Here is a 24668-nt window from a genome sequence, read left to right on the forward strand (position 1 = left end):
TCATTTCTTCAGGAGCGGACATTTGGATTCGGAGACCGGGCGGAAGGCGTCCTCGCCCTTCACGGTCTTGACGATCTCCAGATAGTCCCAGGGTTCCTTGGACTGCTCGGGCGATTTCACCTTGGCGAGATACATGTCGCGGATGACGCGGCCGTCCTCGCGCAATTTGCCGCCGTGCACGAAGGTATCCTCGATCGGCAGCTCGCGCATCTTGGCCATCACCTTGGCGGGGTCGTCGGTGCCGGCGGCCTTGATGCCTTTCAGATAATGCAGCACCGAACCGTAGACGCCGGTCTGGATCATGGTCGGCATCACCTTGGTGCGCTCGTAGAATTTCTTCGACCAGGCGCGGGTCGCCTCGTCCATGTTCCAGTAGGACGCCGTTGTCATGTAGGTGCCCTGCGCGGCCTTCAGGCCGACCGCATGCACGTCGGTGTCGAACATCAGGAGACCGACCAGCTTCTGGCCGCCCTGCACTAGGCCGAACTCGCCGGACTGCTTGATGGCGTTGTCGGTGTCCTGGCCGGCATTGGCGAACGCCACCACGTCGGCCTTCGAACTCTGCGCCTGGAGCGCAAAGGAGGAGAAGTCGGCTGTGTTGGTCGGATGCTTCACGCCGCCCAGCACCTTGCCGCCCATCTCGTTGATGAACCGCGTGGCGTCCTTTTCGAGCTGCTGGCCGAAGGCATAGTCCGCGGTGATGAAGTACCAGGACTTGCCGCCTTCCTTGATCACGGCGGAGGCCGTCACCTTGGACAGCGCGTAGGTATCGTAGGTGAAGTGCACGGTGTTCGGGCTGCACAGCTCGTCGGTGAGCGAGCTCGCGCCGGGGCCGGAGAGCAGCGCGATCTTGTTGCGTTCGCGCACCATGTTGTGCACGGCGATCGCGATGCCGGAGTTGGGGATGTCGACGACGGCGTCGACCTTGCCGTTGTCGAACCAGCCGCGCACGATCTGCACGCCGACATCGGTCTTCATCTGGTGGTCGGCGCTGATGATCTCGATCGGCTTGCCGAGCACGGTCGGCCCGAACTCCTCCACCGCCATCTTGGCCGCCTCGACCGACCCCGGCCCGCTGTTGTCACGGCCCCAGCTCGACAGATCCGTCAGCACGCCGATCCGCACCGCGTCATCGGAGACTTGCGCGTGCGCCGCCGTGGTCATGGCAGCCGAAGTCATGGCCGCGAGCAAGGTGCAGGCCAAAAGCCCTCTCATCGTCGATCCCTCTCTTATTGGCCGCTTGGCGCGGCTGGTTATTCTGGGGGATAAATTAGATATTGGCGAATGAGTTTGTCAATGGCGAATAAGAGGGGTCAATGAGTTCCATGGTCGCCCGGGAGACATTGCCGGAGGCGTGCGCGCAACTGCCGCCACACCCGTCATTGCGAGCGCAGCGAAGCAATCCAGACTTTCTCCGCGGAGGCAGCCTGGATTGCTTCGTCGCAAGAGCTCCTCGCAATGACGGAGTGCGGGAGCAGCGACGCGCAAAATCTCGCTTTGTAATCCCGCACAGAGATCACACCTCCGCAGGTTGCAACCGTCCACACGATTAGCCATGATGCCGCCAGGAATCTTTGGGGCAGGGCATGACGGCAGCAACGGGGGTCTCCGCGGCCGCGGAGAAATCGACGACGGCGCATGTGGTGTGGGCAAGCGCGCTCGGCACCGCGATCGAGTGGTACGATTTCCTGATCTACGGCACGGCAGCTGCGCTGGTCTTCAACAAGCTGTTCTTTCCGAGCTTCGATCCCTTCGTCGGAACGCTGGTGGCGTTCTCGACCTATGCGGTCGGCTTCGTGGCGCGTCCGATCGGCGGCGCGATCATCGGGCATTACGGCGACCGGCTCGGCCGCAAGACCATGCTGGTCGCGACCATGATCGCGATGGGGCTCGGCACCTTCCTGATCGGCTGCCTGCCGACTTACAGCCAGATCGGCGTCTGGGCGCCGATCCTGCTCATCATCCTGCGCTTCGTCCAGGGCATTGGGCTCGGGGGCGAATGGAGCGGCGCGGTCGTGATGGTGATCGAGCACGCCGGTGATCGGCGCGGCTTCTACGGCAGTCTGGTGCAGATCGGCTTTCCGGTCGGCGTCGCTGCTTCGACCGGTATCTTCGCCCTGATGACGCAACTGCCCGAGGCCGACTTTTTGAGTTGGGGCTGGCGCGTGCCGTTCCTGATCAGCATCCTGCTCGTCGGCGTCGGCTTCATCGTGCGGCTCAAGCTCGCGGAAACGCCGCATTTCAAGGAAGTCGTCGAGCGCAAGGAAGTGCTGGCGCAGCCGGTGCTGGAGGTGCTGCGCCGCGACTGGCGCAGTTTTCTGCTCGCGATCGGCATCACGGTGTCGGAGGTCGGGCTCGCCTATCTCCTCACCGTCTTCACCGTGGTCTACGCGACGACGAAACTCGGCCTGCCTCGCCAGGTGATCCTGAACGCGGTGGTCTATGCCGCGCTCGTCGAGTTCGCGACGCTGCCGCTCGCCGGCTGGCTCTCCGATATCTTCGGCCGCAGGGCGCTGTATCTCGCCGGCGGGGTGTTCTCGGTGGCGCTGGCGTTTCCGCTGTTCTGGTTCCTCGACACCAGGGAGCCGGCGCTGATCACGTTCGCGCTCGTCGTCACGATGACGCTGACGCACGCGCTGCTGTTCGGGCCGAAGGCGGCGTTCATGCCGGAACTGTTCCGCACCCAGGTGCGCTACAGCGGCGCATCGCTCGGCGCCAACGTCGCGGCCGCGCTCAGCGGCGGCTTCTCGCCGCTGATTGCGACCGCGCTCCTCGCATGGGCCGGCGCCTACTGGCCGGTGTCGGTCTACATCATCGCGCTGTCGGTCATCACGATCATCGCGACGCTGATGGCGCCGGAGACGGCGCGCGACGCGCTGAAGTCGTAAGCGCGGTCACCGGCAGGCGGGGTTTGCTGCGTCCGGAAACGCCAGGAAGGTGACGGTCGCCGGCACCAGCCGGATCGCTCCCGCAGGTGTTGCGCGCGGCTCAAGTCGGGGCAGTTCGTCGTCGGCACTCAGCGCGAGCGTCTTGCCGTTCAGCTGAACTGTCGCGTCTTGCAGCCGCCTCGCATGTATCGTGTAACGCTCGGCGGGGTGTGACAGCGTCAGGGTCGATGATGCATGCCGCGATGCGTTGATTGCGAGCACGGACACGGCGCCCCGCATGCCCGGATGGCAATGCGCGTAGAGATGGAGATCTGGCGCGGCGACCGGGTTCGCGTCGAGCACAGTCGTTCCCATCAGCCGATGCCAGAGCAGCGCAGCCCAGTAGTTCGGCCGCGGACGAAACGTTCCCTCGTCGAGCAGGCCGTAGTCGCTGGCAGCCAGCGTGTTGTGCATCACCACCTGGACGCCGGCCCTTGCGAGGCGTCCGTGCTGGTCGAGATAGCGAAAGGTGTCGAGAAACGTCTTGTCCGATGGATTGCCGCCGCAGGCGGCGTTTGCCGTCTCCGTTAGCCAGATCGGCTTGCCCGGCTCGAATGCGTCGCGCAGGGCGCGGTAGGTCGCGAACGTCGCGTCGGTGCGTGCCAGCCAGTCCGAGGAGAGCGTCTGCGCCGGATCGTCGCGGCCGCCGCAGCGCGGCGAGAGCGTGTTGTAGTGATGATAGGAGAAGCGATCGATGCCGGGGGCGGATGCGGCGAGCAGATCGTGCGTGGTGATGCCCGACCCGGATGGCGACGGCGCGTCGCGGGTTGAACCCGGACCGACGATCAGCGTCTCGGGCGCCGCGCGTTGCATCCATTCGCGAAAGATCCTGAAGTCCCGGCCATAAGCGGCCGCATCATATCCCGGCGGCGCGCCGTTCGTCGCCGCAAGCGTCGGCTCGTTCATGAATTCCACCGCCGCGATGTGGCCACCCAGCGAACGCGTCGTGTCGATCAGGCGCTGCGCCTGATTGGTCTTCCACACGCCATCCGCATCGCGGCTGCCCGGACTGATCGCGAAGGACGTGACGATCTCCGCGTCGACTGCGCGGGCAAAGTCGATGACGTCGCGCCATCGGTTACGGCTGAGAACGTCATTGAATCCCGGCGGGGGCTTGGCCGGCGCATGGTTCGTGTCGGCAAAGAACGTCGCATTGGCCCAGGTTCCGCTCACGCGCAGATAGGCCGGCGCCAAAGCGGCGGCGAGCTTGCGCAACCGCGCATTGGCAAGATCGATCGGCGGCCTCTCGCCGTAACGATCCTGCTCATCGAGCGCGCGCATTGTTCGCGGATAAGGCTTCCAGAACCGGCCGCCGGTCACCTCCACCATCTCGATATTGTAGGATTGAAAGCGCGCATCGATCGTCCCGATCGCCTTCAGCTCGGCGGGTGCGATGGAGGCGCCGCCGGCGTGCGCCACGTCTAACGTTGTGGCAGCGAGCAGGCTCATCAGCAGCATCGGCGGCCGAAGCAGCCCGAAGGCCGACTTGATCCGCGACACGGTCATCTGGTCCGCGGCGCAGCGGCTATGGTTTTCCCTCCCGGCCGGCCCTTGCGCACCGAATTCCAGAAAGTCTCGGCCGCCCGGGTCATGCGGGCCCGCGTGCGAAACAGCGAGACGCTGATCGGAATGTCCCAATCCGCGCCGCCGGCGCGCAACAGGCGGCCGCTGTCGAGATCGGCGCGGACGAGGCTCATCGGAGCCCACGTCACGCCGCGCCCTTCGCGCGCCATGTCGACCAGCAGCATGACCGGCGCGGCGAAGCCTGGCGCCAGCCACGCCGTCGAATCCTTCGCGGCCAGGAACGAGGTGACGAGCCGCCCCACGCCCGAGCCGGGGTGATAGGCGAGATAGGGCAGCGGCGCGCCCGATGCGCCGGGCAGGGCGTAACGAGGCTGTGCCTTTTTGCTGCTGCGTCCACCGCGACCCGGTTTTGCGGCCGGCGCGCTGATCGGGATCAGCACGTCGGTCGCGAGATCGACGCGCTGGAAGCGGTCCATGTCGAGCCGGCTTATCAGCGTCGGATGGTAGTGCGCCAGCATGAAATGCGCCTGCGCATCCACAAGTAGCTTCTCGCAGCCGGCGAAATTCGAAGCGACGAGCTGCACGGCGGAGTCGGCCCGCGCGCTGTCGGAGTTGCGAATCCATTCCGGAAAGAAGGTCTGCGACAGTGAATGCGTGGCGGCAAAGGTGATGGTCTCGGCCTTCAGCCGTGCGACCTCGAGCGCTTCCTCGCGCCCGACCAGGACCCTGCGCAGCACGTCCTCCGCGACGGGGCGGAAACTCTCGCCGGCCGGCGTCAGCGTGATCGTATGGGTCGAGCGTTCGAACAGCGGCGTGCCCAGCCACTCCTCGAGCGACCTGATGCGGCGGCTCAGCGCCGGCTGGGTCACATGCCGTCGCTGGGCGGCGCGCGAGAACCCGCCTTCCTCGGCGATGGCAAGGAAATCCTCCAGCCAGACCAGGTCCATGATGCGGTTTTGTCCTCAAATCATACCGATACGGCATTAGCGCCTGACACGCCGCTGGTCCAATGTAAACGGCATCGCAAGACAAGAACAAAGCGCCACCTTCGCATGGCGCGACGATGCCGTTGGAGGAAGCAAATTGCAGATCGCCGCAACGCCGCTGTCTGAGCCCATATCGACTGAGCCGATGTCGCGCCCGGTTTCCGAACGCCGCCGCAAGCCGCTCTGGCGCGAGCAATATGTCCTGGTCGTCGCCGGCGCCGCGCTCGGCGCACTGTTCGGCTTCCTGCTTCCGACCGTCGCCGTCGACTTCAAGCCGCTCGGCGATGCCTTCATCTCGCTGATCAAGATGACGATCGCGCCGCTGATCTTCCTGGTGGTGGTCACCGGCATCGCGCAGGTCGGCGACATGAAGGCGGTCGGCCGCATCGGGCTCAAGGCCTTCGCCTATTTCGAGGCGGTGACGACCGTTTGTCTGTTGATCAGTTTTGTGGTGGTGCGCTGGGTGCAGCCCGGCGCCGGCGTGGCGCATGCCACGGCGCAGCAGGCGGAGACCGTCGCGCGCTATTCGCAGGCCCATGTCGGGTCGCTGTCAGCTTACATCCAGCACATGATCCCGGAGAGTTTTGTCGGCGCGTTCGCGGCCGGCGACGTGCTCCAGGTGCTCGTGCTCGCGCTTCTGTGCGGCATCGGCTCGCTGCTGCTCGGCGAAAAGGCAGCGCCGCTGCGGACGGGCCTTGAGCGGATCACCGAACTCGTCTTCAGCGTCGTGCATGTCGTGGTGGCCTTGGCGCCGATCGGCGCCTTTGGTGCCATGGCTTTCACCGTGGCGAAGTTCGGCGCCGCCACGCTCTATGCGCTGGCGCTGCTGGTCGGCACCGCCTGGGCGATGATGGCGTTCTTCATCTTCGTCATTCTCAACACGATCTGCCGTTTCGCCGGCATCCGCCTGATGGACCTGTTACGCCTGCTGCGCAACGAGCTGCTGGTCGTGCTCGGCACCTCGTCGTCGGAAACCGCCATTCCCGGCATGATGGAGAAGCTGCCGAAGGCGGGTGTGGGGCGGGCAGTAGCTGGCCTCGTCATTCCCTCCGGCTATTCCTTCAATCTCGATGGCGTCGCGCTGACGCTGCCGCTCTCCACGATGTTCGTCGCCCAGGTCTACGGCATCGAACTCTCGGCCGGCCAGCAATTGAGCCTGTTCGCGGTGATGCTGTTCACCAGCAAGGGCGCCGCGGGCGTCACCGGTGGCGCTTTCGCCGCGCTCGCCGCGACGGTGATCGCCGCGGGGTTGCCGGCGGAGGGACTGGCGCTGCTGCTCGGCATCGACCGCTTCATGTCGCTGGCGCGCGCCATCACCAACACCATCGGCAACGCGGTCGCCGCCATCGTGGTCGCGAAGTGGGATGGAGAATTCAACCGCGAGGACTGGGCCCAGTCCGCCGCTCAAATCCAAGCAGTGAAGTAAGGATCCAAGGCTTTCAATATGGCTACCAACACCAACGAACTGCCCGTCATTGCGCTGACCCCTGGCGACTGTACCGGCATTGGCCCCGAACAGATCGCGCGTATCCTCTCCGACGACCGGCTTGCTGACGCAGCCCGCCTCGTCGTGGTCGGCGATGCCCGCGTGCTCGAGGTGGGCATCGCGCATGCCGGAGTGAAGTTGAAGGTCGAGCGGATTGCCTCGCCCAAGGCGGCCAACTGGGGCCGCGGCGCTGTGCAGCTCGTCGACCTCGGCAACACCGATCCCGCCAGATTCCCGATCGGCAAAGCCAGCGCGGAATCGGGCCGGCTGACCGGCGAGACGCTGTCGCGTGCGATCGATTTCGCCAAGGCGGGCGAGGTCGACGCGATCACGTTTGCGCCGCTGAACAAGCGCGCGATGTTCGACGGCGGCTGGAAGTTCCCCGACGAGCACAAGATGTTCGCGAGCCTGCTCGGGCATAAGACTTACTTCTCCGAGATGAACGTGCTCGACGGCCAGTGGATGTCGCGCGTCACCGGGCATCAATCGCTGCGCGAGGCGCTCGACGGCATCAATCCGGAGAGCATCACCGACTCGATCGAGCTGGTCGACCGCATGATGCGGAGGGCTGGTGTCGCCAGGCCGCGCATCGCGGTCGCCGCGCTCAATCCGCATGCCGGCGAGAACGGCCTGTTCGGCCGCGACGAGATCGAGATGATCCGGCCGACGGTCGAAGCCGCCGCGAAGACGGGGATTGCCTGCACGGGACCTTATCCCGCCGATACCGTCTATGTCCGGGCCTTCGCCGGTGAGTTCGACAGCGTGGTCGCGATGTATCACGACCAGGGCCAGATCGCGACCAAGCTGCGCGGCTTCAACCGCGGCGTCACCGTCACCGCGGGCCTTGAGACCGTCTTCACCACGCCGTCGCACGGCACCGCGTTCGACATCGTCGGCACGGGCGTCGCCAAGACCGGCGCGCTCGAAAGCGCGGTCCGCCTTGCAGCGCAACTGGTATCGATCAAGGTCAAGGAGGCTGCCCATGCACACTGATCGCAGGACCCTGCTCCAGGCGGCGGCCGCGCTGCCGCTAGCAACCGTCGGCGCGAACGCCGCCTTCGCGCAGACGCCGGCCGCAACGCCCGCCGCCGCGCCGCCCAAGGAGGTGACGCGTGCGCTGGCACATTATCTCGTGACCGCGAGTTATGACGACCTGCCGGCCAATGTGCGCAAGGAAGGCGTGCGCACGCTGCTGAACTGGGTCGGCGTCGCCATCGGCGGCTCGCATCACGAGACGGTCGATATCGCGGTCTCCGCGCTCGGTCCGTTCTCCGGGCCGCAGCAGGCCTCGCTGTTCGGGCGGCGCGAGCGGTTCGACATCATGAACGCGGCCTTCATCAACGGTGTGTCGAGCCATATCTTCGACTATGACGACACCCACCTGAAGACGATCATCCATCCTGCCGGTCCAGTGGCCTCGGCCATTCTCGCGCTGTCGGAAATGCAGCCGGTATCGGGCAAGGATTTCCTGAACGCGCTGGTGCTCGGCGTCGAGACCGAGTGCCGGATCGGCAACTCGGTCTATCCGAACCATTACGATGTCGGCTGGCACATCACCGGCACCGCCGGTGTGTTCGGCTCGGCCGCGGCCGTCGGCAAGCTGTTGAAGCTGAACGAGCAGCAGATGACATGGGCGCTCGGCCTTGCCGCCTCGCAGCCGGTGGGCCTGCGCGAATCCTTCGGCTCGATGAACAAGAGCTTCAATCCAGGCCGTGCCGCATCAAGCGGCATTTTCGCGGCGATCCTGGCCTCGAAGAATTTCACCTCGTCCGACGCCATGATCGAGGCCAAGCGCGGCTGGGCCAACACGATCAGCACCAAGCAGGACTACAACGAGATCCTGGGCGACCTCGGCAAACGCTATGAGGCCGCGCTCAATACCTACAAGCCATTCGCCTGCGGCATCGTCATGCACCCGGCGATCGACGCTGCGATCCAGCTCCGTAACGAGAGCAAGGTGACTGCGGACCAGATCGAGCGCGTCGACCTCAAGGTCCATCCGCTGGTGCTGGAACTCACCGGCAAGAAGACGCCGAAGGCGGGCCTCGAAGGCAAGTTCAGCATCTATCACGCGGTCGCGGTCGCCATCGTCGAGGGCGCCGGCGGCGAGAAGCAGTTCAGCGATCGCGCCGTGACCGATTCGACCGTCGTCGCGCTGCGCGGCAAGGTGAATCCGGTGATCACACCCGGCATCAAGCCGGAGCAGGTCGATCTCACCATCGTGCTCAAGGACGGCCGCAAGCTCAACCGCTACATCGAGCATGCGATCGGCAGCGTGGAGGTTCCGATGACGGACAAGCAGCTCGAAACCAAATTCTCGGACCTTGCCGAGGGTATCATCCCTGCTGCGACGATCCGGCGCGTGATGGACGCCTGCTGGAATGTCGAGAACCTGCCGAACGCGGCGGAGATCGCAAGGATGTCGGTCGCGTCCTGACCGCGGGGGAGAGAAGCATGCTGTCACGCCGCCGTTTCCTGCAGTCCGCCGGCTCGGTTGCCGCCTTGGCCGCGACCGGCGGCCGTGCGGCTCTCGCCGAAGGTCCGGGGGTGACGGAGCGCCTTGCCCGCTACATGGTCGTCGCGCGCGACCAGGAGCTGCCGGAGCAGGTGCTACGTGAATGCAAGCACCGCATTCTCGATACGCTCGGCGCGATGGTTTCGGGCTCGCGAATGAAGCCGGGCGAAATGGCGCTGAAGTATGTGCGCACCCTCGGCGGCGATGCCCAGGCGTCCGTCGTCGGCTCCGATTTCCGGACCACGGCTGTCAACGCGGCGTTGGCGAACGCGATGTGTGCGCATGCCGACGAGACCGACGATTTCGAGCCCGTCACCAAGGCGCATCCGGGATGCTCGGTCGTGCCCGCCGCCCTCGCGATTGGTGAGCGCGAGCATCGCAGTGGGCAGGATTTCATTCGCGCCGTTACGCTCGGCTACGACCTGACCTGCCGCCTGCTGATGGCGCTGGGTCCGGATCTCGTCCGCGGTACGCACCGGAGCGCAGAGGGGACGTCATCGACCTTCGGCGCGCTTGGTGCCGCCGCCTCGCTGGCGCTGTTAGATGAGAAGGGAATGCGTTACGCGATCTCCTATTCGTCGCAGCAGGTCTCCGGCCTCTGGAGCTGGGTGAAGGACCACGACCACATCGAGAAAGCGTTCGACTTCGCCGGCATGGGGGCCCGCAACGGAGTGATGGCCGTCGACATGGTGAAGAATGGCTTAACAGGCGTCGACGACGTGCTCGACGGCACGCATAATCTCTTCATTGCACTGTCGAGCGATCCGAAGCCGGAAGAGATGGTGAAAGAGCTTGGCAGTCGCTTCTACGTCACGGAGACCGCAATCAAGACCTTCTCGGTCGGCTATCCCATCCAGTCGCCGCTGGATGCGATGCTGACGCTGCGCAAGCGGTACAGCCTCGCGCCAGATAACGTGCGTAGCATCCTGGTCAAGCTGCCGACCGATGCGATGGGAATTGTGGGCGAGAGCGCGATGCCAGACGTCAACTGCCAGCATCTCGTGGCTGTCGCGCTGGTCAAGGGCGCCGTGTCGTTCAACGACAGTCACGACGTCGCGTTGATGCATGATCCACAAATCCTGGAGCAACGCGCCAAGGTGACGCTGGCCGGCGACAAGGCACTGATGGACCCGGCAGCGCCGCGTGGTGCTGTCGTCGAGGTGACATTGACCGATGGCAAGAAGGTCGAGCACTTCACGAAATATCCGCCGGGCACCAAGGAGAATCCGCTGAGTACGGAGGCAGTGGCGGCCAAGACACGGGATCTGATTGCACCCGTATTGGGCAGCGACAGGGCCGAGAAGCTGATCGACCAGATCGGCAATCTCGAACGGCTTGACGACGTCGGCAAGTTGAGGCCATTGCTGACGGCGTGATGAATCAATCAACAACAAGACAAACATCAAGGAAGTGCCCATGCGCGGGGTTATGCGACGCACCTTTCTGGCCGGCTGTGCGGCCGTTCTGTTCTCCGGCGCGGCTCTAGCGCAGGATTATCCCTCCCGCCCCGTCAAGATCATCGTGCCGTTCCCGGCCGGCGGGTCCAACGACATCATCGCCCGCATCGTCGCGCAGAAGCTGACTGAGCGGAACGGCCAGACCTTCCTTGTTGAGAACCGCGGCGGCGCCGGCGGCAATATCGGGGCTGAGACGGTGGCGAGCGCTGAGCCCGATGGCTACACCCTGCTGCTGACCGCGCCGCCTCCGCTGACGATCAACGGTTCGCTCTACAAGAAGCTGCCGTTCGATCCCGCCAAGGCCTTTGCGCCGGTGGCGCTGATCGCCTCGGTGCCGATTGTGCTGGTCGTCAACCCGTCGGTGCAGGCGAAGAATGTCGGCGAGCTGATCGCGCTGGCCAAGGCCAAGCCCGGCTCGCTCAATTTCGGCTCGTCCGGCATCGGCTCGACCAACCACCTCGCCGGCGAGCTGCTCAAGAGTATGGCCGGTGTGGACATCGTCCATGTGCCCTATCGCGGCGCCGCGCCGGCGATGAACGATCTGCTCGCGGGCCAGATCCCCTTCATGTTCGACAACATGCCGGCGGTGCTGCCGCAGGTGCAGGGCAAGGCCATCAATGCGATCGCGGTAGCCGGCACCAAGCGCGCGGAAGCACTGCCCGACGTGCCGACGGTGGCTGACACCATTCCCGGCTTCGAGGCTTCGTCCTGGTTCGGATTGGTGGCGCCGGCCAAGACGCCTGCGCCCGCGCTCGCCAAGCTGAGCGGCGAGCTCGAGACCATTCTGAAGATGCCGGATGTCAAGAAGCGGCTTGCCGAGCTTGGCGCCGAGCCCGGCACGGTGTTTGGTTCGGCGTTCGGGCAGTTCATGGCGGACGAAACCACGAAGTGGGGCAAGCTCGTCAAGGCGTCCGGCGCCACAGTGGATTAGGGTAGCGTCATGGATCTCAATCTGGGCGGCAAGGTTGCCGTCGTCACCGGCGGCAGCATCGGCATCGGCCGTGCCATTGCCGCCGAACTCGCGCGCGAGCAGGCGCATGTCGTCATCGTCGCGCGCGACGCGGAGCGCCTTGCCGCGTCCGCGCAGGAGATGTCGCGGGATACGGGCCGGCGCGTGATCGCCTGTGCCGGCGACATGACCAAGCCCGACGACATCGCCCGCGCGATGGCCACCGCGCGCGAGGCCTTTGGCCGCATCGATATCCTCGTCAACAACGCCGGCGCGTCGCCGATGGGCCGGATCGCGGAGACACCTGATGCGACCTGGGCCAAGTCGATCGAGCTGAAGCTGCTCGGCTACATGCGCTGCGCGCGCAATGTCCTGCCTGAAATGCGCGACCGCCGCTGGGGCCGCGTCATCAACATCATCGGCCGCAGCGGGCATCAGCCGCGCGCGGCCTATATGGCGGGCGGCGCGGTCAACGCGGCGCTGCTCAACTTCACGCTGGCGCTCGCCGAGGAATGCGCGCCCGACAATGTGCTGGTGACCGGCGTCAATCCCGGACCGGTGCAGACCGACCGCTGGGACAGCCTCATCTCGCAAGGAGCCGCCATCTCGGGCCAGGATCAGGGCGCGACCAATGCTGCGGCGATCGCCTCGGTTCCGCTCGGCCGCGTCGGGCAGCCGCACGAAGTGTCCGGCCTCGTCGCGTTCCTCTGTTCAGACCGCGCGTCCTTCATTACTGGTACCTGCATCAATGTCGATGGCGGTGGAACGAGGTGTATCTGATGGGTAGCGAACTGCGGAAAATCGGCGTCAGCGAGGATTGCGAGCTTGCGGTTCGCATCGACGATTATCTGCTGCCGTGGGACACCAAGCCGCCGGTCGTAATGCTGCACGGGCTCGCCGAAAGCGGCGAGGCGTTCCGGCGCTGGGTGCCCTATTTCGCCACGCATCACCTCGTGGTGCGCCCGGACCTGCGCGGCTACGGCGATTCGACGCCGATGCAGGGCGATTATGTCTATCGCTTCGCCGGCCTTGGCGACGACATCATCCGGATGCTGGACGTGCTGAAGCTCGATCGCGTGTTCCTGGTCGGCGGCAAGATCGGCGGCACCCTGGCGATGCATCTCACGGCAAAACACCCGGATCGCGTGATCGCCGTCGCCGCGGTCGGTGCGCCGGCCTCGCTTACTTCATTCAACGAGCGGGCGCCGACCTGGCGCAAGCAGATCCGCGAGCAGGGCGTCGAGCCCTGGGTGCGCGAGACCACGGCCGGCCGGCTCGGCTCGTCGCTGCCGCCGGCGGCGCTGGACTGGTGGATCAAGCTGATGACGAAGACCAAGGCCTCGACGTTGGAAGCGTTCCTTCAGATGGTGCCGACCGTCGACGTCACCGGCGAGCTTCCGTCTATCAAGCGTCCGACGCTGGTGATCACCACGACCGGCTCCGGTCTCGGCGACGTCGCCTCCGTGAAGGCATGGCAGGAAACGATTCCGGGCTCGAAGCTGGAAGTGCTGCCGGGCGATTCCTATCACGTAGCCGCGACTGACCCGGACGCATGCGCGCAAAAAGTTCGCGCGTTCTTCGATCGCGTCGCGACTTAAGACGTACAGGGCGGGCCATTGGCCCGCCCTGCATTTGGCTCTAAGACTACCGTTCGACAAGAAACGGCAAATATCAGGGGGTGAAGCCATGACAAAAACCACGCGACGCAGCGTGCTCACGGCCGCAGCCGCGATGACGGCGGCGGGCCTCACTGAGGTGGCGCCGGCTGCGGCGCAGGCCGCACCCAAGCCGATCTTCCCGGTGCCGATGGTTTCGATCCCGATCGTCGGCGAAACGAGTGTGTTCCAGGTTCGCCGCATCTACTGCATCGGACGCAATTATGCCGCGCACGCCATCGAGCGCGGCTCGGATCCGAACCGCGAGCCGCCGTTCTTCTTCCAGAAGCCGACCGACGCGATCCAGAACGTCGCGGTCGGCGAGGTTGCCGACCATCCCTATCCGTCGCTGACCAAGAACTATCACCACGAGGTCGAGCTGGTTGCCGCGCTGAAGTCCGGTGGCACCAACATCCCGGCCGAGAAGGCGCTCGACCATGTCTATGGTTACGCGCTCGGCCTCGACATGACCCGGCGCGATCTCCAGAACGGCATGGCCGCGGAGAAGAAGCCCTGGGAGATCGGCAAGAGCTTTGACCATGCCGCGGTGATCGGCCCTATCCACCCCGTGAGCAAAACCGGCCATTTCGAGAAGGGCGCGATTTCGCTCGCGATCAACGGCACGGTGAAACAGAACTCGGATCTCAGCAAGATGATCTGGAGCGTTGCCGAGCAGATAGCAAAGCTCTCCGAAGCGTTCGAGCTGAAAGCCGGCGACATCATCTATTCCGGCACGCCGGAGAATGTCGGCCCGGTGGTGAAGGGCGACGTGCTCTTGTGCAAGCTCGAGGGCTTGCCGGATATGTCGATCAAGATCGTGTAGTTCTTTACCTCTCCCCGCTTGCGGGGAGAGGTCGGATCGCTCTTGCGATCCGGGTGAGGGGGGACAGGTCTTTCGACGATCTCGCGTGCGGAGGCAGCCCCTCACCCCAACCCTCTCCCCGTAAGAACGGGGCGAGGGAGCGCACCGCGTGGCCGTGGCCGTCGGCCCGGCCGCGTCGGCGTTCTGGACGACGCGCGATCCATCGACCGGAAAACCGCGCGGCGTTACGGTCGAACTCGCCAAGGCTGCCGCTGACAAGCTGCACGTTCCGCTTCAGCTCGTCGAATACCAGAGCTCCGACGAGATCGCCGCGGCCAGCAGCAAGGACCTCTGGGATCTCTCCTTCATGCCGGCGGACGTCAAGCGCGAGGCGTTCGTGGACCAGGGCCCCGCTTACGTCGCCTATATGAGCGGCTATCTCGTGCGCGCCGGTTCGGACATCCGGATCGTTGCGGATGTCGATCGCGCCGGCACGCGGGTTGGTTGCATCGAAGGGACATCGACGTCACGCACGGTCGAGAAATCCTTGAAGCAGGCGAAGCTGACAAAGTTCGTGAAGCCCGAAGAGGCGGCCGAATTGATCGGCAGAGGCGAACTCGATGCTCTCGCCATGGGAATGGGAGCCCTGGAAGATCTTTCGCGCAAACTGCCCGGAACCAAGGTGCTGGATGAGGTGATCCAGTCGACCGGCGTGGTCGTGGTTGTCCCCAAGGGCAAGGCCGTGGCGAAGGTCTGGGCGGCGCGCTTCCTGGATGAAGCCAAGGTGGACGGCACCGTGCGTCGTGCGCTCGATGGTAACGGATTTACCAGCGACAAGATCGCGCCGTGATCTGGCCCCGCTGGAACCACGAGTGGCGGCGGAGGTCTTTGAATTGCCGGAGTTCCATCGGTCATTGCCCCGTGTTGGGCAACGAACAAACCTCGTGCGGCCATATTTGAGTAAGAGTGATCTCCCGAGAGGGAGGCGCTCCGATGAAGAAAGTTTTGATCATTGCGGTCGTGCTGCTGGCTGGCGTGCCTGCGAGCGCCGTTGCGCAGGAGCGCGCTGGTGCTGCGGCGATAGGCGCCGTGTCCGGGGCCGTCGTGCTCGGTCCGGTCGGTGCGGTCGCGGGTGCAGTGATTGGCTATACCGCCGGTCCTTCAATCGCGAGGTCATGGGGCGTGAGAGGTTCGCGGTCGGCAAGACACCAGCAGCCGCCACGCCGCGAGGCGTACCGCGCAGCCGCGACCGGCGCTCCGCCGCGCGCGCGTGAGGCGATGAATGCTAACGGCCAGATCAGAGCTGCCAGCAATCCGCCGGCTCAAGCCACGCCCCCGGTGCAGCCAGTTCAAGCTGCCCCGGCTCCGCCGGCGGAGACTTCGACCCCGCCCGTTCAGGGACTCGAATGAGGCTCCGGCTTTAGGCCGCGGTCGTCTTCGGCCGCAGCCGGTCGACGGTCCGTGCGATCAGCGCGGCCACCTCCGGCACTTTTGGACCAATGCGAAATTCCGGCCCTGCAACGACCACCGAGAGCCTGCGATCGCCGATCGGTAGCGGGATTGCAGCTCCGGCGAGATCGCGGCTGTAATCGGCGAAGCTCTGGCAATAGCCGCGCGCGATCGAATTGCGCAGCTCGAGCTCGACGGCCTCAATGCTGATCGGCGTCGACGGGCCGTATTGCTTGAACTCGATCTTGCGATAGACGGAGTCGCGCTCTTCCTGCGAATATTGCAGCAGCAGCGCGCGGCCGCTGGCGGTGGCGTGGATCGGCACGCGGTGGCCGATGGTCGCGAAATAGCGGATCGCGGCCTGGGATTCGACGACGTCGATGAACACCGCCATCACGCCGGCCGGCGCCACGATGGATGCGGTCTCGCCGGTCTCGGCGGAGAGATCGGTGATTAGCTGATGCGTCCACGGCGGCAGCGGCTCGACCTCGGAGATCATCCGCGCCATCGCCAGCCAGCGCGGCGTCGGATAGAAGCCGGCGCGCGGCCGCGGTTCATAGAGGTAGCCCTTCTCGGACAGCGTCGCGAGCAGGTTGAAGGTCGACGAGCGCGGCCAGCCGAAATGATCGGCGATCTCGGCAAGCGTCGCCGGCTTCCTCGTTTGCGCGAAGAATTCCATGATCTCCAGGACGTTTGCGGCTTGGCGAACGATCATGGTGGCGGCGTTCCGATCTAGGTCTGGCCGAGGATTTTCTTCGCGGCGCGAAGATGCGGCTTGTCGATCATCTGGCCGTCGAGACGCAGCGTGCCGGAGTTCGGATTGCTCGCGAATGCGGCGATCACCTTTTCCGCCCAGGTGCGCTCAGCCTCGGTCGGCTCGAATGCCGCGTTGACGACGTCGACATGTTTGGGGTGGATCAGCGCCTTCGCCGAAAAGCCGTCGCGCCGCGCCGCACGCGTTTCCTGCTCGAGGCCGGCGAGGTTGTCGATGTCGGTATAGACGGTGTCGATCGGCGCGACCTCGGCTGCGGCCGCCGCCATCAGGCAGAGATCGCGCGCGAGGCGGTAGGGGCTGTGGAACACGCCGCCCGCGGCTATTTCCGTGGCGCCGAGCGAGGCCGAGAGATCTTCCGCACCCCACATCAATCCGGCGAGGCGAGGGGAGCAGCCCTTGTAGCTGCCAAGCCCGAAGATCGAGCTGGCCGTCTCCGTCGCGACACAGACGATGCGGGTCGCGCCGACCGTGATGCCGGCCGCGGCTTCCAAGGCTTCGAGCCAGGTTGCAACCTGGCGCACGTCGTCGCCGCCTTGCGATTTCGGCAGCACGATGCCGTCGGGCTTGCCGGGCATGACCGCGGCGAGATCGGCGAGCGTCATGCCGGTGTCGAGCGCGTTGACGCGGACATAGAGCTGATGCGGGCCGGGGCGGCCCTTCAGCATCGCAAGCGTCAGCCCGCGCGCTTCCGGCTTCTTCTCCGTGACGACGGAATCTTCGAGATCGATGATCAGCGCGTCGGCCTTGCCTTCGCTCGCCTTCTCGAATTTGCGCGGGGAATCCCCCGGCACGAACAGCATCGAACGCATCAGACCGGCCTCTTGTGCATCATCGCCATGCGGCGGCATTTGCCGACGATCTCGTCGTTCTGGTTCAAGGCGTGGTGCTCGAACTCGACGATACCCGCTCTCGGGCGCGATTTGGATTCCCTCAACGAAAGCACCTTCGTCGTCGCCCGCAAGGTGTCGCCATGGAAGACCGGTTTTGGGAACGTGACGTCGGTCATGCCGAGATTGGCAACGGTGGTCCCCATGGTCGTATCATAGACCGTCATGCCGATCATGATGCCGAGGGTGTAAAGGCTGTTGAAAATGCGCTGGCCGAACTCGGTCTTTTCAGCGAAATGCGCGTCGATATGCAGCGGCTGCGGGTTGAGCGTCAGCAGGCTGAACATGGTGTTGTCCATCTCCGTGACGGTCCGGGTCAGCGGATGCCTGAACTCCTGGCCCACGGAAAAGTCCTCGAAATAAAGTCCGGCCATCGCGGTTTCCTCCCTGTATCGCTGCGATTCTGGCCAGCGCTGCCGTTAGGGCGGCGCGGCCAGGTGAACTGCTTTTTGCTCTGCGAGCTGCTCGATCTCCTCGGTCGAGAAGCCGGCCTCGCGCAAAATGTCGCGGCCATGCTGGCCGAGCGTCGGTGCGGGGCCGGCGGCTTCCGGCTGGGTCACGCTCCAGGTGGAGGGCACGCGCATCTGGCGAATCCGGCCTTCGACGGGATGATCGACGGTCCTGAAGAAGTCGACGGCTTGGAGATGCGGATCGTCGAGGATCGTTTCCAGGGTGTGCATCGGCATCACCGGAATGTCGGCGCGCTCGAGCAGATCGCGCCATTCTGCGGTGGTGCGTGTGAGGAAGATGTGGCCGATCTCCTCGTAGATCTCGTCGATGTGCTTCGTCCGCGACGCATGGTTGGCGAAGCGCGGCTGATCGAGGAAATGCGGCTGTCCGATCGCCTCGAAGAAGCTGCGCCAGTGCTTGTCGTTGTAGATGAGGACACAGAGATAACCGTCGCTGGTCTTGTAGGGGCGGCGATAGCGCGACAGCAGGCGGGCATAGCCGCCATGATCGAGCGGCGGATCGTAGGTGAGGCCGCCCAGATGATCGACCAGCACGAACTCCGTCATCGATTCGAACATCGGAACGTCGATGCGCTGGCCTTCGCCGGTGCGGCTCTGATGCATCAGCCCGCCCATGATCGCATTGACCAGCATCAGGCCGACGATGCGGTCGGCGATGGTGACGGGAACGTAGCGCGGCGTGCCGTCGCCGGCCGCCGCAAGCAGCGTCGGAATCGTGGCGGCGCCCTGGATGAGATCGTCATAGGCGGGCTTTGCGGCATAGGGGCCGGACTGGCCGTAGCCGAACGCGCCGACATAGACGAGAGCGGGATTGATCGCGGCTAGCGTCTCGTAGTCGAGGCCGAGCCGGGCCATCGCCTGCGGGCGCACATTGTAGACGAGCCCGTTGGCCTGCTTCGCCAGCCGCAGCAAGGTGTCGCGGCCTTCCGTCTTCTTCAGGTCGAGCACGATGCTGCGCTTGCCGCGATTGGCATTGAGGAACATCCCGCCCATGCCGGGCGTGCGGCCGGGACCGATCTGGCGAACGATGTCGCCCTCGGGGCTTTCGACCTTGATCACGTCGGCGCCCATGTCCGCCAGCACCTGGGTGCCGTAGGGGCCCATCAGCACCGAGGTCAGGTCGAGAATGGTGAAGCCGGCGAGCGGTCCCATGAGGCCTCGTTGGATAAATTCATATAGGTGGAGTTAAAGTTCATAAAGTAGCCGTGTCAATTCGACGGCTCCGGTCTACGACGCATAGCTCCATGCATAGTTCATATACTTGACAGATAAATTCACCTATATGTACATTTTCAAGCAAGAAATAGAGCGAGGGCCGGACGGCGCCGCAGCAATTCGCTGCCGCGTTCGGCGTGGGGACGCGTCAAGGAGAACGACATGAAGAAGAATCTGGTCAGGGCCGCAGCAGTGCTCGCTCTCTCGCTGCCGGTCTCGACGCTGCAGGCGCAGGCCCTGGAGCTGAAGGTCGCCGATAGCTTCCCCGCCGGTCACTATCTCGTCCGCCTGATGCTGAAGCCCTGGATGGACGACGTCACCAGGCGCACCAATGGCACGGTGACCTTCACCTATTATCCGAACCAGCAGATCGGCAAAGCCGCCGACATGTTGCGTCTGACGCAGTCCGGCGTGGTCGACATCGGCTACATCGGACCGTCCTATGTCTCCGACAAGATGCCGCTCTCGGAAGTCGCGCAATTGCCGGGTGCGTTCGCAACCAGCTGCCAGGGCACACTCGCCTATTGGAAGATCGCGCGTGAAGGCATTCTCGCCAAGCAGGAATACGCGCCGAACAAGATCAAGCTGCTGCTCGCCGTAGTGCTGCCGCCCTACCAGGTGTGGACCGTCAAGTCGAAGGTGGAAACCACCAAGGACATGCAGGGCCTGAAGTTGCGCACCACGGGCGGCGCGCAGGACCTGACGCTGCGTGCGCTCAGCGCCGTGCCGGTGCGCATGGCTGCGCCCGATGCCTATGAGTCGCTGTCGCGCGGCACCATGGACGGCCTGCTGTTCCCGCTCGACAGCGTCGTCTCCTACGGCCTCGACAAGCTGGTCAAGCACGCCACCGAAGGCGTCAGCTTCGGCAGCTTCATCGTCGCCTATTCCATCAACCAGTCGGTCTGGGACAAGCTGCCCGACGACGTGAAGAAGGCGATGAACGAGGCTTCGGAGGCGATTACGCCGCAAGCCTGCGCCGGCGTCGAAAAGGAAGGCGAAGTCACCAAGAAGCAAATGCAGGACGAAGGCATCAGCTTCGATCCGCTGCCAGAGGCGACGCGCACCGAGATCAAGGACAAGCTCAAGGGCGTCGGCAAGGAGTGGGCGAGCGGGCTCGACAGCCGCGGCAAGCAGGCGTCTGCCGCGCTGAAGGAGTTCGACGATCTGCTCACCGCGGGCGGCGCCAAGTAAAGCGCCAGGTAGTCCGATATCCAACAGGGAGACGCTAGAGGTGATCAAACGGGCAGGAGATGTGCTCGGCGCGCTGGAACGCGCGCTGACGGTGATCGCGGTGGTGTTCATGTTCGTGATCATGCTGCTGGTGGTGACCGACGTGTTCATGCGTTACGCGCTGAACAGTCCGTTCTCCTTCACCTATGATCTGATCGGACTCTACCTCCTCGCCGGTGTGTTCTTCTTCACGCTGTCGGACGCCTTGCGTGAGCATGTCCATGTCGGCGTGGACATCCTCTTGTCGCGCTTCTCGCTGACGGGGCGGCGGTTGTCCGAGATCGTCACCGCGCTCGCCGGCTTGTTCGTGTTCATCCTAATCTGCAAGGTCGGCTTCGAGCGCGCGCTGGAGAATTACGAGCAGCACGACGTGCTCTCCGGCGCGATCCCCTGGCCGACCTGGATTTCGGCGGCGCTGGTGCCGTTCGGCTGCGGCGTGCTGGTGCTGCGGCTCGCGCTGCAGCTCGTCGGCAACGTGCTGAGCCTCGTCAGCGGCCGCGATCTGTATCCGCTGCCGCCGGTGACCGGCGTCGGCGAAGCACGCAGCTTCGAGTAACGGCAGGCCTTCATGACCCCTTTCATCGTTCTCGCCCTGCTATTCGGCCTGCTCGCGCTCGGCACGCCCGTCGGTTTCGCCATGGCCTTTTCCGGCTCGGTCGGCCTCGTCATGGTCGGCGGATGGCCCACGCTGCTCGGCATCCTGCAGACCGCGCCGCTCTCGACCGTCTCGGCCTACGAGCTGATCACCATTCCGATGTTTCTCTTGATGGCAGACCTCGTGCTGCTGTCGGGCGTCGCGGACGATCTGTTCAAGACGGCATCGGCCTGGGTCGGCCGCATTCCCGGTGGCCTCGGCATGGCAACTGCGCTCGCAGGCGCCGGCTTCGGTGCGATCTGCGGCACCTCGACGGCATCGGCCGCGACGCTGTCCTCGACCAGCCTGCCGGCGATGATCCGCCAGGGCTACGAGCCGAAGATGGCGGCCGGCGTCGTTGCGATCTCAGGCACGTTGTCGATGCTGCTGCCGACCAGCGTTGCGCTCGTCATCTTCGGCCTGCTGGCGGAGGTGAACATCGGCAAGCTCCTGATCAGCGGCATCATCCCGGCGATCCTGGTGACGTTCACCATCATGGCCACGATCTATTTCCTGGTCTGGCAGGACCCTTCGCGCGCACCGGCCGCGAAGTCTGTACCGTGGCGCGAGAAATTCGCGCTGTTGTGGCAGGTCTCGCCGATGGTGGTGCTGTTCTCGATCGTGACAGGCACGATCTATCTCGGCGTCGCGACGCCGACGGAAGCCTCCGCCTTCGGTGCGTTCGGCGCCTTCCTGCTCGCCATCGTCAAGGGCAAGATCACGCCGTCATCGCTCTATGCGACGCTGCTGCGCGCCTGCCACGGCACCTGCATGATCATCATGATCCTGGTCGGTGCCTCGATCTTCGGCTATTTCTTCACGCTCACCCATGTCACGCAGGACCTCGTCGCCTGGATCGGCAGCCTGCCCGCTTCGCGCTGGGTGATCATCACGCTGATCCTGTGCGGCTACATCGTGCTCGGCTCGTTCATGGACCAGATCGCAATCCTGGTGCTGACCGTGCCGATCGTGCTGCCGCTGATCAAGACGCTCGGCTTCGATCCGATCTGGTTCGGCGTCATCAAGATCGTCACCGCCGAGGTCGGCATGATCACGCCGCCGGTCGGGCTGAACTGTTTTATCGTCGCCCGCTATGCCAAGCGACCGGTGGCGGAAGTCTTCCACGGTACCTTCCCGCATTTCATCGCGCACCTGATCGCAATCGCGATCCTGGTGGCGTTTCCCTCGATCATTCTCTGGCTGCCCTCGCAGATGGGGCGCTAGGATCGGAGCTCGGCTCCCAATAAGGAGATCAAGAACATGGATTTCGCGCTCACCGATCAGCAGGAAGCCATTCGTGCCGCCGTTGCAAAAGTTTGCGAGGACTTTCCCGACGCCTATTGGCTGAAGAAGGACCACGACGGCGGCTTCCCGCATGACTTTCACAAGGCAATGGCCGATGCCGGCTGGCTCGGCATCTGCGTGCCGGAGGAATATGGCGGCTCCGGGCTCGGCATCACCGAAGCCGCGATCATGATGCGCGCCATCGCGGAATCCGGCGCCGGCATGTCCGGCGCCTCCGCGGTGCACATCAACGTCTTCGGGCTCAACCCCGTCGTGGTGTTCGGCACCGAAGAGCAGCGCAAGCGCATGCTGCCGCCGATGGTCGAGGGCCGCGAGAAGGCGTGCTTCGCCGTCACCGAGCCCAACACAGGCCTCAACACCACGCAGCTCAAGACGCGTGCTGTGGCCAAGAACGACCGCTACATCGTCAACGGCCAGAAAGTGTGGATCTCCACCGCGCAGGTCGCGCACAAGATCTTGCTGCTGGCGCGCACCACGCCGCTGGAGGACGTGCGCTCGCCAACCCATGGGCTGAGCCTGTTCTACACCGATTTCGATCGCAAGAAGATCAAGGTCCACGAGATCGAGAAGATGGGTCGCAAGATCGTCGATTCCAACGAGCTGTTCTTCGAGGATTTCGAGATCCCGATGGAGGACCGCATCGGCGAAGAGGGCAAGGGCTTTCAGTATATCCTCGAAGGCATGAACCCCGAGCGTATCCTGATCGCCGCCGAAGCCGTCGGCCTCGGCAAGCTCGCGCTGTCGCGCGCGACCGAATACGCCAAGACGCGCGTGGTGTTCAATCGGCCGATCGGCAAGAACCAGGGCATCCAGCATCCGCTCGCGGTGAACTGGGTCGAGCTCGAGGCGGCCTGGCTGATGGTGATGCAGGCAGCCTGGCAGTACGACAAGGGCTTGCCCAGCGGCGCTGGTGCGAACGCCGCGAAATATTTCGCAGGCGAAGCCGGATACCATGCCTGCGAGCAGGCCGTGATGACCCATGGCGGCTTCGGCTATGCCAAGGAATTCCACGTCGAGCGCTATTTGCGTGAAGTCCTGATCCCGCGCATCGCACCGGTCAGCCCGCAGCTCGCGCTCAGCTTCATTGCGGAAAAGGTGCTCGGTCTGGCGAAGTCTTACTAGTCTTCGCGCGGATCGCTTAGCGGGGACGCCAATGGAAGTCGACTTCTCCGGCCTGATCCGGGAGGGCGACCGTGTCGTGTGCGGGCAGGCAACGGCTGAGCCGGTCACCCTGACCGAAGCGCTGGTCGCGCAAGCCGGGCATCTGCCGGCGTTCCGCATGATGGTCGGTCCAATATTCTCCGACACCTTTTCCGCGGCGTGCGCGCCCAACATCTCGTTCCAGAGCTATGGTGTGATCGGGAATGCGCGGCGGCTCGCGAAAGCGGGACGGCTCGACGTGATCCCGAGCAACTACAGCGCCTTCTGCGCCGATTTCGCCTCACGGCGCCACCGTGCGGATGTGGTGCTGGTGCAACTCGCCGAGTCCGGCGATGGTCGATTGAGCGCAAGCCTCTCCAACGATTATGTCATCGATGCCGCACGGGGCGCGCGCATCGTCATCGCCGAGATCAATCCGGATGCGCCCTGGACGTTTGGCGCGGAATGGCCTGCGGACGCGCCGATCCATCTGCGGGTCGCCGCTCGCCGTCCGCCCGTCGAACTGCCGCCGGCGCCACTTGATGACGTCTCACGGAAAATCGCGTCACATGCGGCGAGCCTGATCGCCGACGGCAGCACGCTTCAGTTCGGCGTCGGCCGGATTCCGGATGCGATCCTGTCTTCGCTGTCGCATGCGCGCAATCTCGGCATCCATTCCGGCCTGATCAACGACGCCGTCGTCGACCTGATCGAGCGCGGCGCGGTGACGAATGCGGAGAAGGGAATCGATGCCGGGATCACGGTGACGAACCAGGTGATCGGCACGAAGCGGCTCTATCGCTTCGTGCACGAGAACAAGGCTGTTTCGGTGCGACCGACGTTGTACACGCACGGCCAGAACGTGCTGGCGCGGATCAGCCGGCTGGTCGCGATCAACTCGGCGCTCCAGGTCGGGCTCGACGGCAGCGTCAATTCCGAGACGCTGAACGGCGTCGCGATCGGCGCCATCGGCGGGCAGCTCGATTTCGTGCGCGGTGCCAATGCATCGCCCGGGGGCAGGGCGATCATCGCGCTGCCGGCGACGGCGTCCGACGGGACCAGCCGCATTGTCGTCAATGTGGAGACCGTGACGACGCCGCGCGCCGACGTCGATGCCATCGTGACCGAATGGGGCGTTGCGGAGCTGCGCGGTTGCGGACTTGCCGAGCGCGCGCGCCGCATGATCGCGATCGCGGCGCCCGGGCACCGCGATGCGCTGTCGGCACAACTTCGCGCCGCGCACTAGCGAGCTATCTGAAACA

At 64.8% G+C, this 24668-nt stretch carries 22 protein-coding genes and 1 pseudogene; 16 read left to right on the plus strand and 7 right to left on the minus strand.

Annotation, left to right across the window (positions count from 1 at the left end; translation table 11 throughout):
• The gene (locus ABIB99_RS14585; RefSeq protein ID WP_354176299.1) at nt 1-1215 is read right to left on the minus strand and encodes an ABC transporter substrate-binding protein; all 1215 of its coding nucleotides are present in this window, start codon (nt 1213-1215) and stop codon (nt 1-3) included.
• Nucleotides 1216-1586: 371 nt separating this feature from the next.
• Here ABIB99_RS14585 and ABIB99_RS14590 point away from each other — a divergent pair, with 371 nt between their 5' ends.
• Complete coding sequence (locus ABIB99_RS14590) at nt 1587-2888, plus strand: MFS transporter (protein ID WP_354176301.1); 1302 nt, start codon at nt 1587-1589, stop codon at nt 2886-2888.
• 6 nt (nt 2889-2894) lie between these two features.
• Here the strand turns inward: ABIB99_RS14590 and ABIB99_RS14595 are convergent, their stop codons facing one another.
• Both ABIB99_RS14595 and ABIB99_RS14600 read right to left on the minus strand, forming a co-directional pair.
• Nucleotides 2895-4433 (minus strand): glycosyl hydrolase family 79 N-terminal domain-containing protein, encoded by a 1539-nt coding sequence (locus ABIB99_RS14595; protein WP_354176302.1) that lies wholly within the window; start codon nt 4431-4433, stop codon nt 2895-2897.
• Entirely contained in the window at nt 4430-5398 is a 969-nt protein-coding gene (locus tag ABIB99_RS14600; RefSeq protein ID WP_354176303.1) for a LysR family transcriptional regulator, read from the minus strand. Before ABIB99_RS14600 ends, ABIB99_RS14595 begins: the two co-directional genes overlap by 4 nt.
• A 136-nt stretch (nt 5399-5534) precedes the next feature.
• On the opposite strand from ABIB99_RS14600, the gene ABIB99_RS14605 reads away from it, so the two are divergent.
• The 10 genes from ABIB99_RS14605 (at nt 5535) to ABIB99_RS14650 (ending at nt 15711) form a co-directional block, all read left to right on the plus strand.
• Nucleotides 5535-6863, plus strand: coding sequence for a cation:dicarboxylate symporter family transporter (locus ABIB99_RS14605; RefSeq protein ID WP_354176304.1), 1329 nt, complete (start codon nt 5535-5537; stop codon nt 6861-6863).
• Between the two features lie 18 nt (nt 6864-6881).
• A complete protein-coding gene (locus ABIB99_RS14610) occupies nt 6882-7916 on the plus strand; it encodes a PdxA family dehydrogenase (protein WP_354176306.1) in 1035 nt (344 codons plus the stop codon).
• A complete protein-coding gene (locus tag ABIB99_RS14615) occupies nt 7906-9360 on the plus strand; it encodes an MmgE/PrpD family protein (protein WP_354176307.1) in 1455 nt (484 codons plus the stop codon). Before ABIB99_RS14610 ends, ABIB99_RS14615 begins: the two co-directional genes overlap by 11 nt.
• Before the next feature lie 17 nt (nt 9361-9377).
• Nucleotides 9378-10814, plus strand: coding sequence for an MmgE/PrpD family protein (locus ABIB99_RS14620; protein ID WP_354176308.1), 1437 nt, complete (start codon nt 9378-9380; stop codon nt 10812-10814).
• A 40-nt stretch (nt 10815-10854) separates the two neighbouring features.
• Nucleotides 10855-11826 carry a Bug family tripartite tricarboxylate transporter substrate binding protein gene (locus ABIB99_RS14625; protein ID WP_354176309.1) on the plus strand — a complete coding sequence of 324 codons (972 nt, stop codon included), beginning with the start codon at nt 10855-10857 and terminating at the stop codon, nt 11824-11826.
• Nucleotides 11827-11835: 9 nt separating this feature from the next.
• On the plus strand, nt 11836-12624 hold the full coding sequence (locus ABIB99_RS14630; RefSeq protein WP_354176311.1) for an SDR family NAD(P)-dependent oxidoreductase: 789 nt from the start codon (nt 11836-11838) through the stop codon (nt 12622-12624).
• Nucleotides 12624-13442 carry an alpha/beta fold hydrolase gene (locus ABIB99_RS14635; RefSeq protein WP_354176312.1) on the plus strand — a complete coding sequence of 273 codons (819 nt, stop codon included), beginning with the start codon at nt 12624-12626 and terminating at the stop codon, nt 13440-13442. The genes ABIB99_RS14630 and ABIB99_RS14635 overlap by 1 nt, the downstream gene beginning before the upstream one ends.
• 88 nt (nt 13443-13530) lie before the next feature.
• The gene (locus tag ABIB99_RS14640; RefSeq protein WP_354176313.1) at nt 13531-14322 is read left to right on the plus strand and encodes a fumarylacetoacetate hydrolase family protein; all 792 of its coding nucleotides are present in this window, start codon (nt 13531-13533) and stop codon (nt 14320-14322) included.
• A 148-nt stretch (nt 14323-14470) separates the two neighbouring features.
• Nucleotides 14471-15151 (plus strand): transporter substrate-binding domain-containing protein, encoded by a 681-nt coding sequence (locus tag ABIB99_RS14645; protein WP_354176315.1) that lies wholly within the window; start codon nt 14471-14473, stop codon nt 15149-15151.
• A 143-nt stretch (nt 15152-15294) separates the two neighbouring features.
• Nucleotides 15295-15711 carry a hypothetical protein gene (locus tag ABIB99_RS14650; RefSeq protein WP_354176316.1) on the plus strand — a complete coding sequence of 139 codons (417 nt, stop codon included), beginning with the start codon at nt 15295-15297 and terminating at the stop codon, nt 15709-15711.
• 10 nt (nt 15712-15721) lie between these two features.
• Here ABIB99_RS14650 and ABIB99_RS14655 read toward each other — a convergent pair whose 3' ends face one another.
• The 4 genes and pseudogenes from ABIB99_RS14655 to ABIB99_RS14670 all read right to left on the minus strand — a co-directional run bounded on the left by ABIB99_RS14655 (nt 15722) and on the right by ABIB99_RS14670 (nt 19034).
• On the minus strand, nt 15722-16465 hold the full coding sequence (locus ABIB99_RS14655) for an IclR family transcriptional regulator (RefSeq protein ID WP_028160691.1): 744 nt from the start codon (nt 16463-16465) through the stop codon (nt 15722-15724).
• Nucleotides 16466-16482: 17 nt separating this feature from the next.
• Nucleotides 16483-17334: an HpcH/HpaI aldolase/citrate lyase family protein gene (locus tag ABIB99_RS14660; protein ID WP_354176318.1), complete on the minus strand. Its 852-nt coding sequence runs from the start codon at nt 17332-17334 to the stop codon at nt 16483-16485.
• Nucleotides 17334-17801: pseudogene (locus ABIB99_RS14665) on the minus strand (MaoC family dehydratase); the annotation flags it as partial. The gene ABIB99_RS14660 and the pseudogene ABIB99_RS14665, both read right to left, overlap by 1 nt.
• Nucleotides 17802-17831: 30 nt before the next feature.
• Entirely contained in the window at nt 17832-19034 is a 1203-nt protein-coding gene (locus tag ABIB99_RS14670; RefSeq protein ID WP_354176320.1) for a CaiB/BaiF CoA transferase family protein, read from the minus strand.
• A gap of 225 nt (nt 19035-19259) precedes the next feature.
• Here ABIB99_RS14670 and ABIB99_RS14675 point away from each other — a divergent pair, with 225 nt between their 5' ends.
• From ABIB99_RS14675 to ABIB99_RS14695, 5 genes are read left to right on the plus strand one after another with little or no spacing between them, the layout of a single operon-like run.
• The gene (locus ABIB99_RS14675) at nt 19260-20288 is read left to right on the plus strand and encodes a TRAP transporter substrate-binding protein (protein ID WP_283017524.1); all 1029 of its coding nucleotides are present in this window, start codon (nt 19260-19262) and stop codon (nt 20286-20288) included.
• A 40-nt stretch (nt 20289-20328) separates the two neighbouring features.
• Nucleotides 20329-20883 carry a TRAP transporter small permease gene (locus ABIB99_RS14680; RefSeq protein ID WP_187387944.1) on the plus strand — a complete coding sequence of 185 codons (555 nt, stop codon included), beginning with the start codon at nt 20329-20331 and terminating at the stop codon, nt 20881-20883.
• Nucleotides 20884-20895: 12 nt separating this feature from the next.
• Nucleotides 20896-22185: a TRAP transporter large permease gene (locus ABIB99_RS14685; protein WP_063981378.1), complete on the plus strand. Its 1290-nt coding sequence runs from the start codon at nt 20896-20898 to the stop codon at nt 22183-22185.
• Between the two features lie 36 nt (nt 22186-22221).
• Nucleotides 22222-23388: an acyl-CoA dehydrogenase family protein gene (locus ABIB99_RS14690; protein ID WP_063981379.1), complete on the plus strand. Its 1167-nt coding sequence runs from the start codon at nt 22222-22224 to the stop codon at nt 23386-23388.
• A 31-nt stretch (nt 23389-23419) separates the two neighbouring features.
• Nucleotides 23420-24652: an acetyl-CoA hydrolase/transferase family protein gene (locus ABIB99_RS14695; RefSeq protein WP_063981380.1), complete on the plus strand. Its 1233-nt coding sequence runs from the start codon at nt 23420-23422 to the stop codon at nt 24650-24652.
• Nucleotides 24653-24668 lie beyond the last annotated feature (16 nt).

It is taken from the genome of Bradyrhizobium sp. LA6.1 (assembly GCF_040547805.1).
GTDB classification, from domain to species: Bacteria; Pseudomonadota; Alphaproteobacteria; order Rhizobiales; family Xanthobacteraceae; genus Bradyrhizobium; species Bradyrhizobium barranii.

Excerpts from the sequence above, each read along its gene's own strand:
- ABIB99_RS14585 (WP_354176299.1), bottom strand. The coding sequence starts at position 1,215 with ATGAGAGGGCTTTTGGCCTGCACCTTGCTCGCGGCCATGACTTCGGCT.
- ABIB99_RS14590 (WP_354176301.1), top strand. The coding sequence starts at position 1,587 with ATGACGGCAGCAACGGGGGTCTCCGCGGCCGCGGAGAAATCGACGACG.
- ABIB99_RS14595 (WP_354176302.1), bottom strand. The coding sequence starts at position 4,433 with ATGACCGTGTCGCGGATCAAGTCGGCCTTCGGGCTGCTTCGGCCGCCG.
- ABIB99_RS14600 (WP_354176303.1), bottom strand. The coding sequence starts at position 5,398 with ATGGACCTGGTCTGGCTGGAGGATTTCCTTGCCATCGCCGAGGAAGGC.
- ABIB99_RS14610 (WP_354176306.1), top strand. The coding sequence starts at position 6,882 with ATGGCTACCAACACCAACGAACTGCCCGTCATTGCGCTGACCCCTGGC.
- ABIB99_RS14615 (WP_354176307.1), top strand. The coding sequence starts at position 7,906 with ATGCACACTGATCGCAGGACCCTGCTCCAGGCGGCGGCCGCGCTGCCG.
- ABIB99_RS14620 (WP_354176308.1), top strand. The coding sequence starts at position 9,378 with ATGCTGTCACGCCGCCGTTTCCTGCAGTCCGCCGGCTCGGTTGCCGCC.
- ABIB99_RS14625 (WP_354176309.1), top strand. The coding sequence starts at position 10,855 with ATGCGCGGGGTTATGCGACGCACCTTTCTGGCCGGCTGTGCGGCCGTT.
- ABIB99_RS14630 (WP_354176311.1), top strand. The coding sequence starts at position 11,836 with ATGGATCTCAATCTGGGCGGCAAGGTTGCCGTCGTCACCGGCGGCAGC.
- ABIB99_RS14635 (WP_354176312.1), top strand. The coding sequence starts at position 12,624 with ATGGGTAGCGAACTGCGGAAAATCGGCGTCAGCGAGGATTGCGAGCTT.
- ABIB99_RS14640 (WP_354176313.1), top strand. The coding sequence starts at position 13,531 with ATGACAAAAACCACGCGACGCAGCGTGCTCACGGCCGCAGCCGCGATG.
- ABIB99_RS14650 (WP_354176316.1), top strand. The coding sequence starts at position 15,295 with ATGAAGAAAGTTTTGATCATTGCGGTCGTGCTGCTGGCTGGCGTGCCT.
- ABIB99_RS14655 (WP_028160691.1), bottom strand. The coding sequence starts at position 16,465 with ATGATCGTTCGCCAAGCCGCAAACGTCCTGGAGATCATGGAATTCTTC.
- ABIB99_RS14660 (WP_354176318.1), bottom strand. The coding sequence starts at position 17,334 with ATGCGTTCGATGCTGTTCGTGCCGGGGGATTCCCCGCGCAAATTCGAG.
- ABIB99_RS14670 (WP_354176320.1), bottom strand. The coding sequence starts at position 19,034 with ATGGGACCGCTCGCCGGCTTCACCATTCTCGACCTGACCTCGGTGCTG.
- ABIB99_RS14675 (WP_283017524.1), top strand. The coding sequence starts at position 19,260 with ATGAAGAAGAATCTGGTCAGGGCCGCAGCAGTGCTCGCTCTCTCGCTG.
- ABIB99_RS14685 (WP_063981378.1), top strand. The coding sequence starts at position 20,896 with ATGACCCCTTTCATCGTTCTCGCCCTGCTATTCGGCCTGCTCGCGCTC.
- ABIB99_RS14690 (WP_063981379.1), top strand. The coding sequence starts at position 22,222 with ATGGATTTCGCGCTCACCGATCAGCAGGAAGCCATTCGTGCCGCCGTT.
- ABIB99_RS14695 (WP_063981380.1), top strand. The coding sequence starts at position 23,420 with ATGGAAGTCGACTTCTCCGGCCTGATCCGGGAGGGCGACCGTGTCGTG.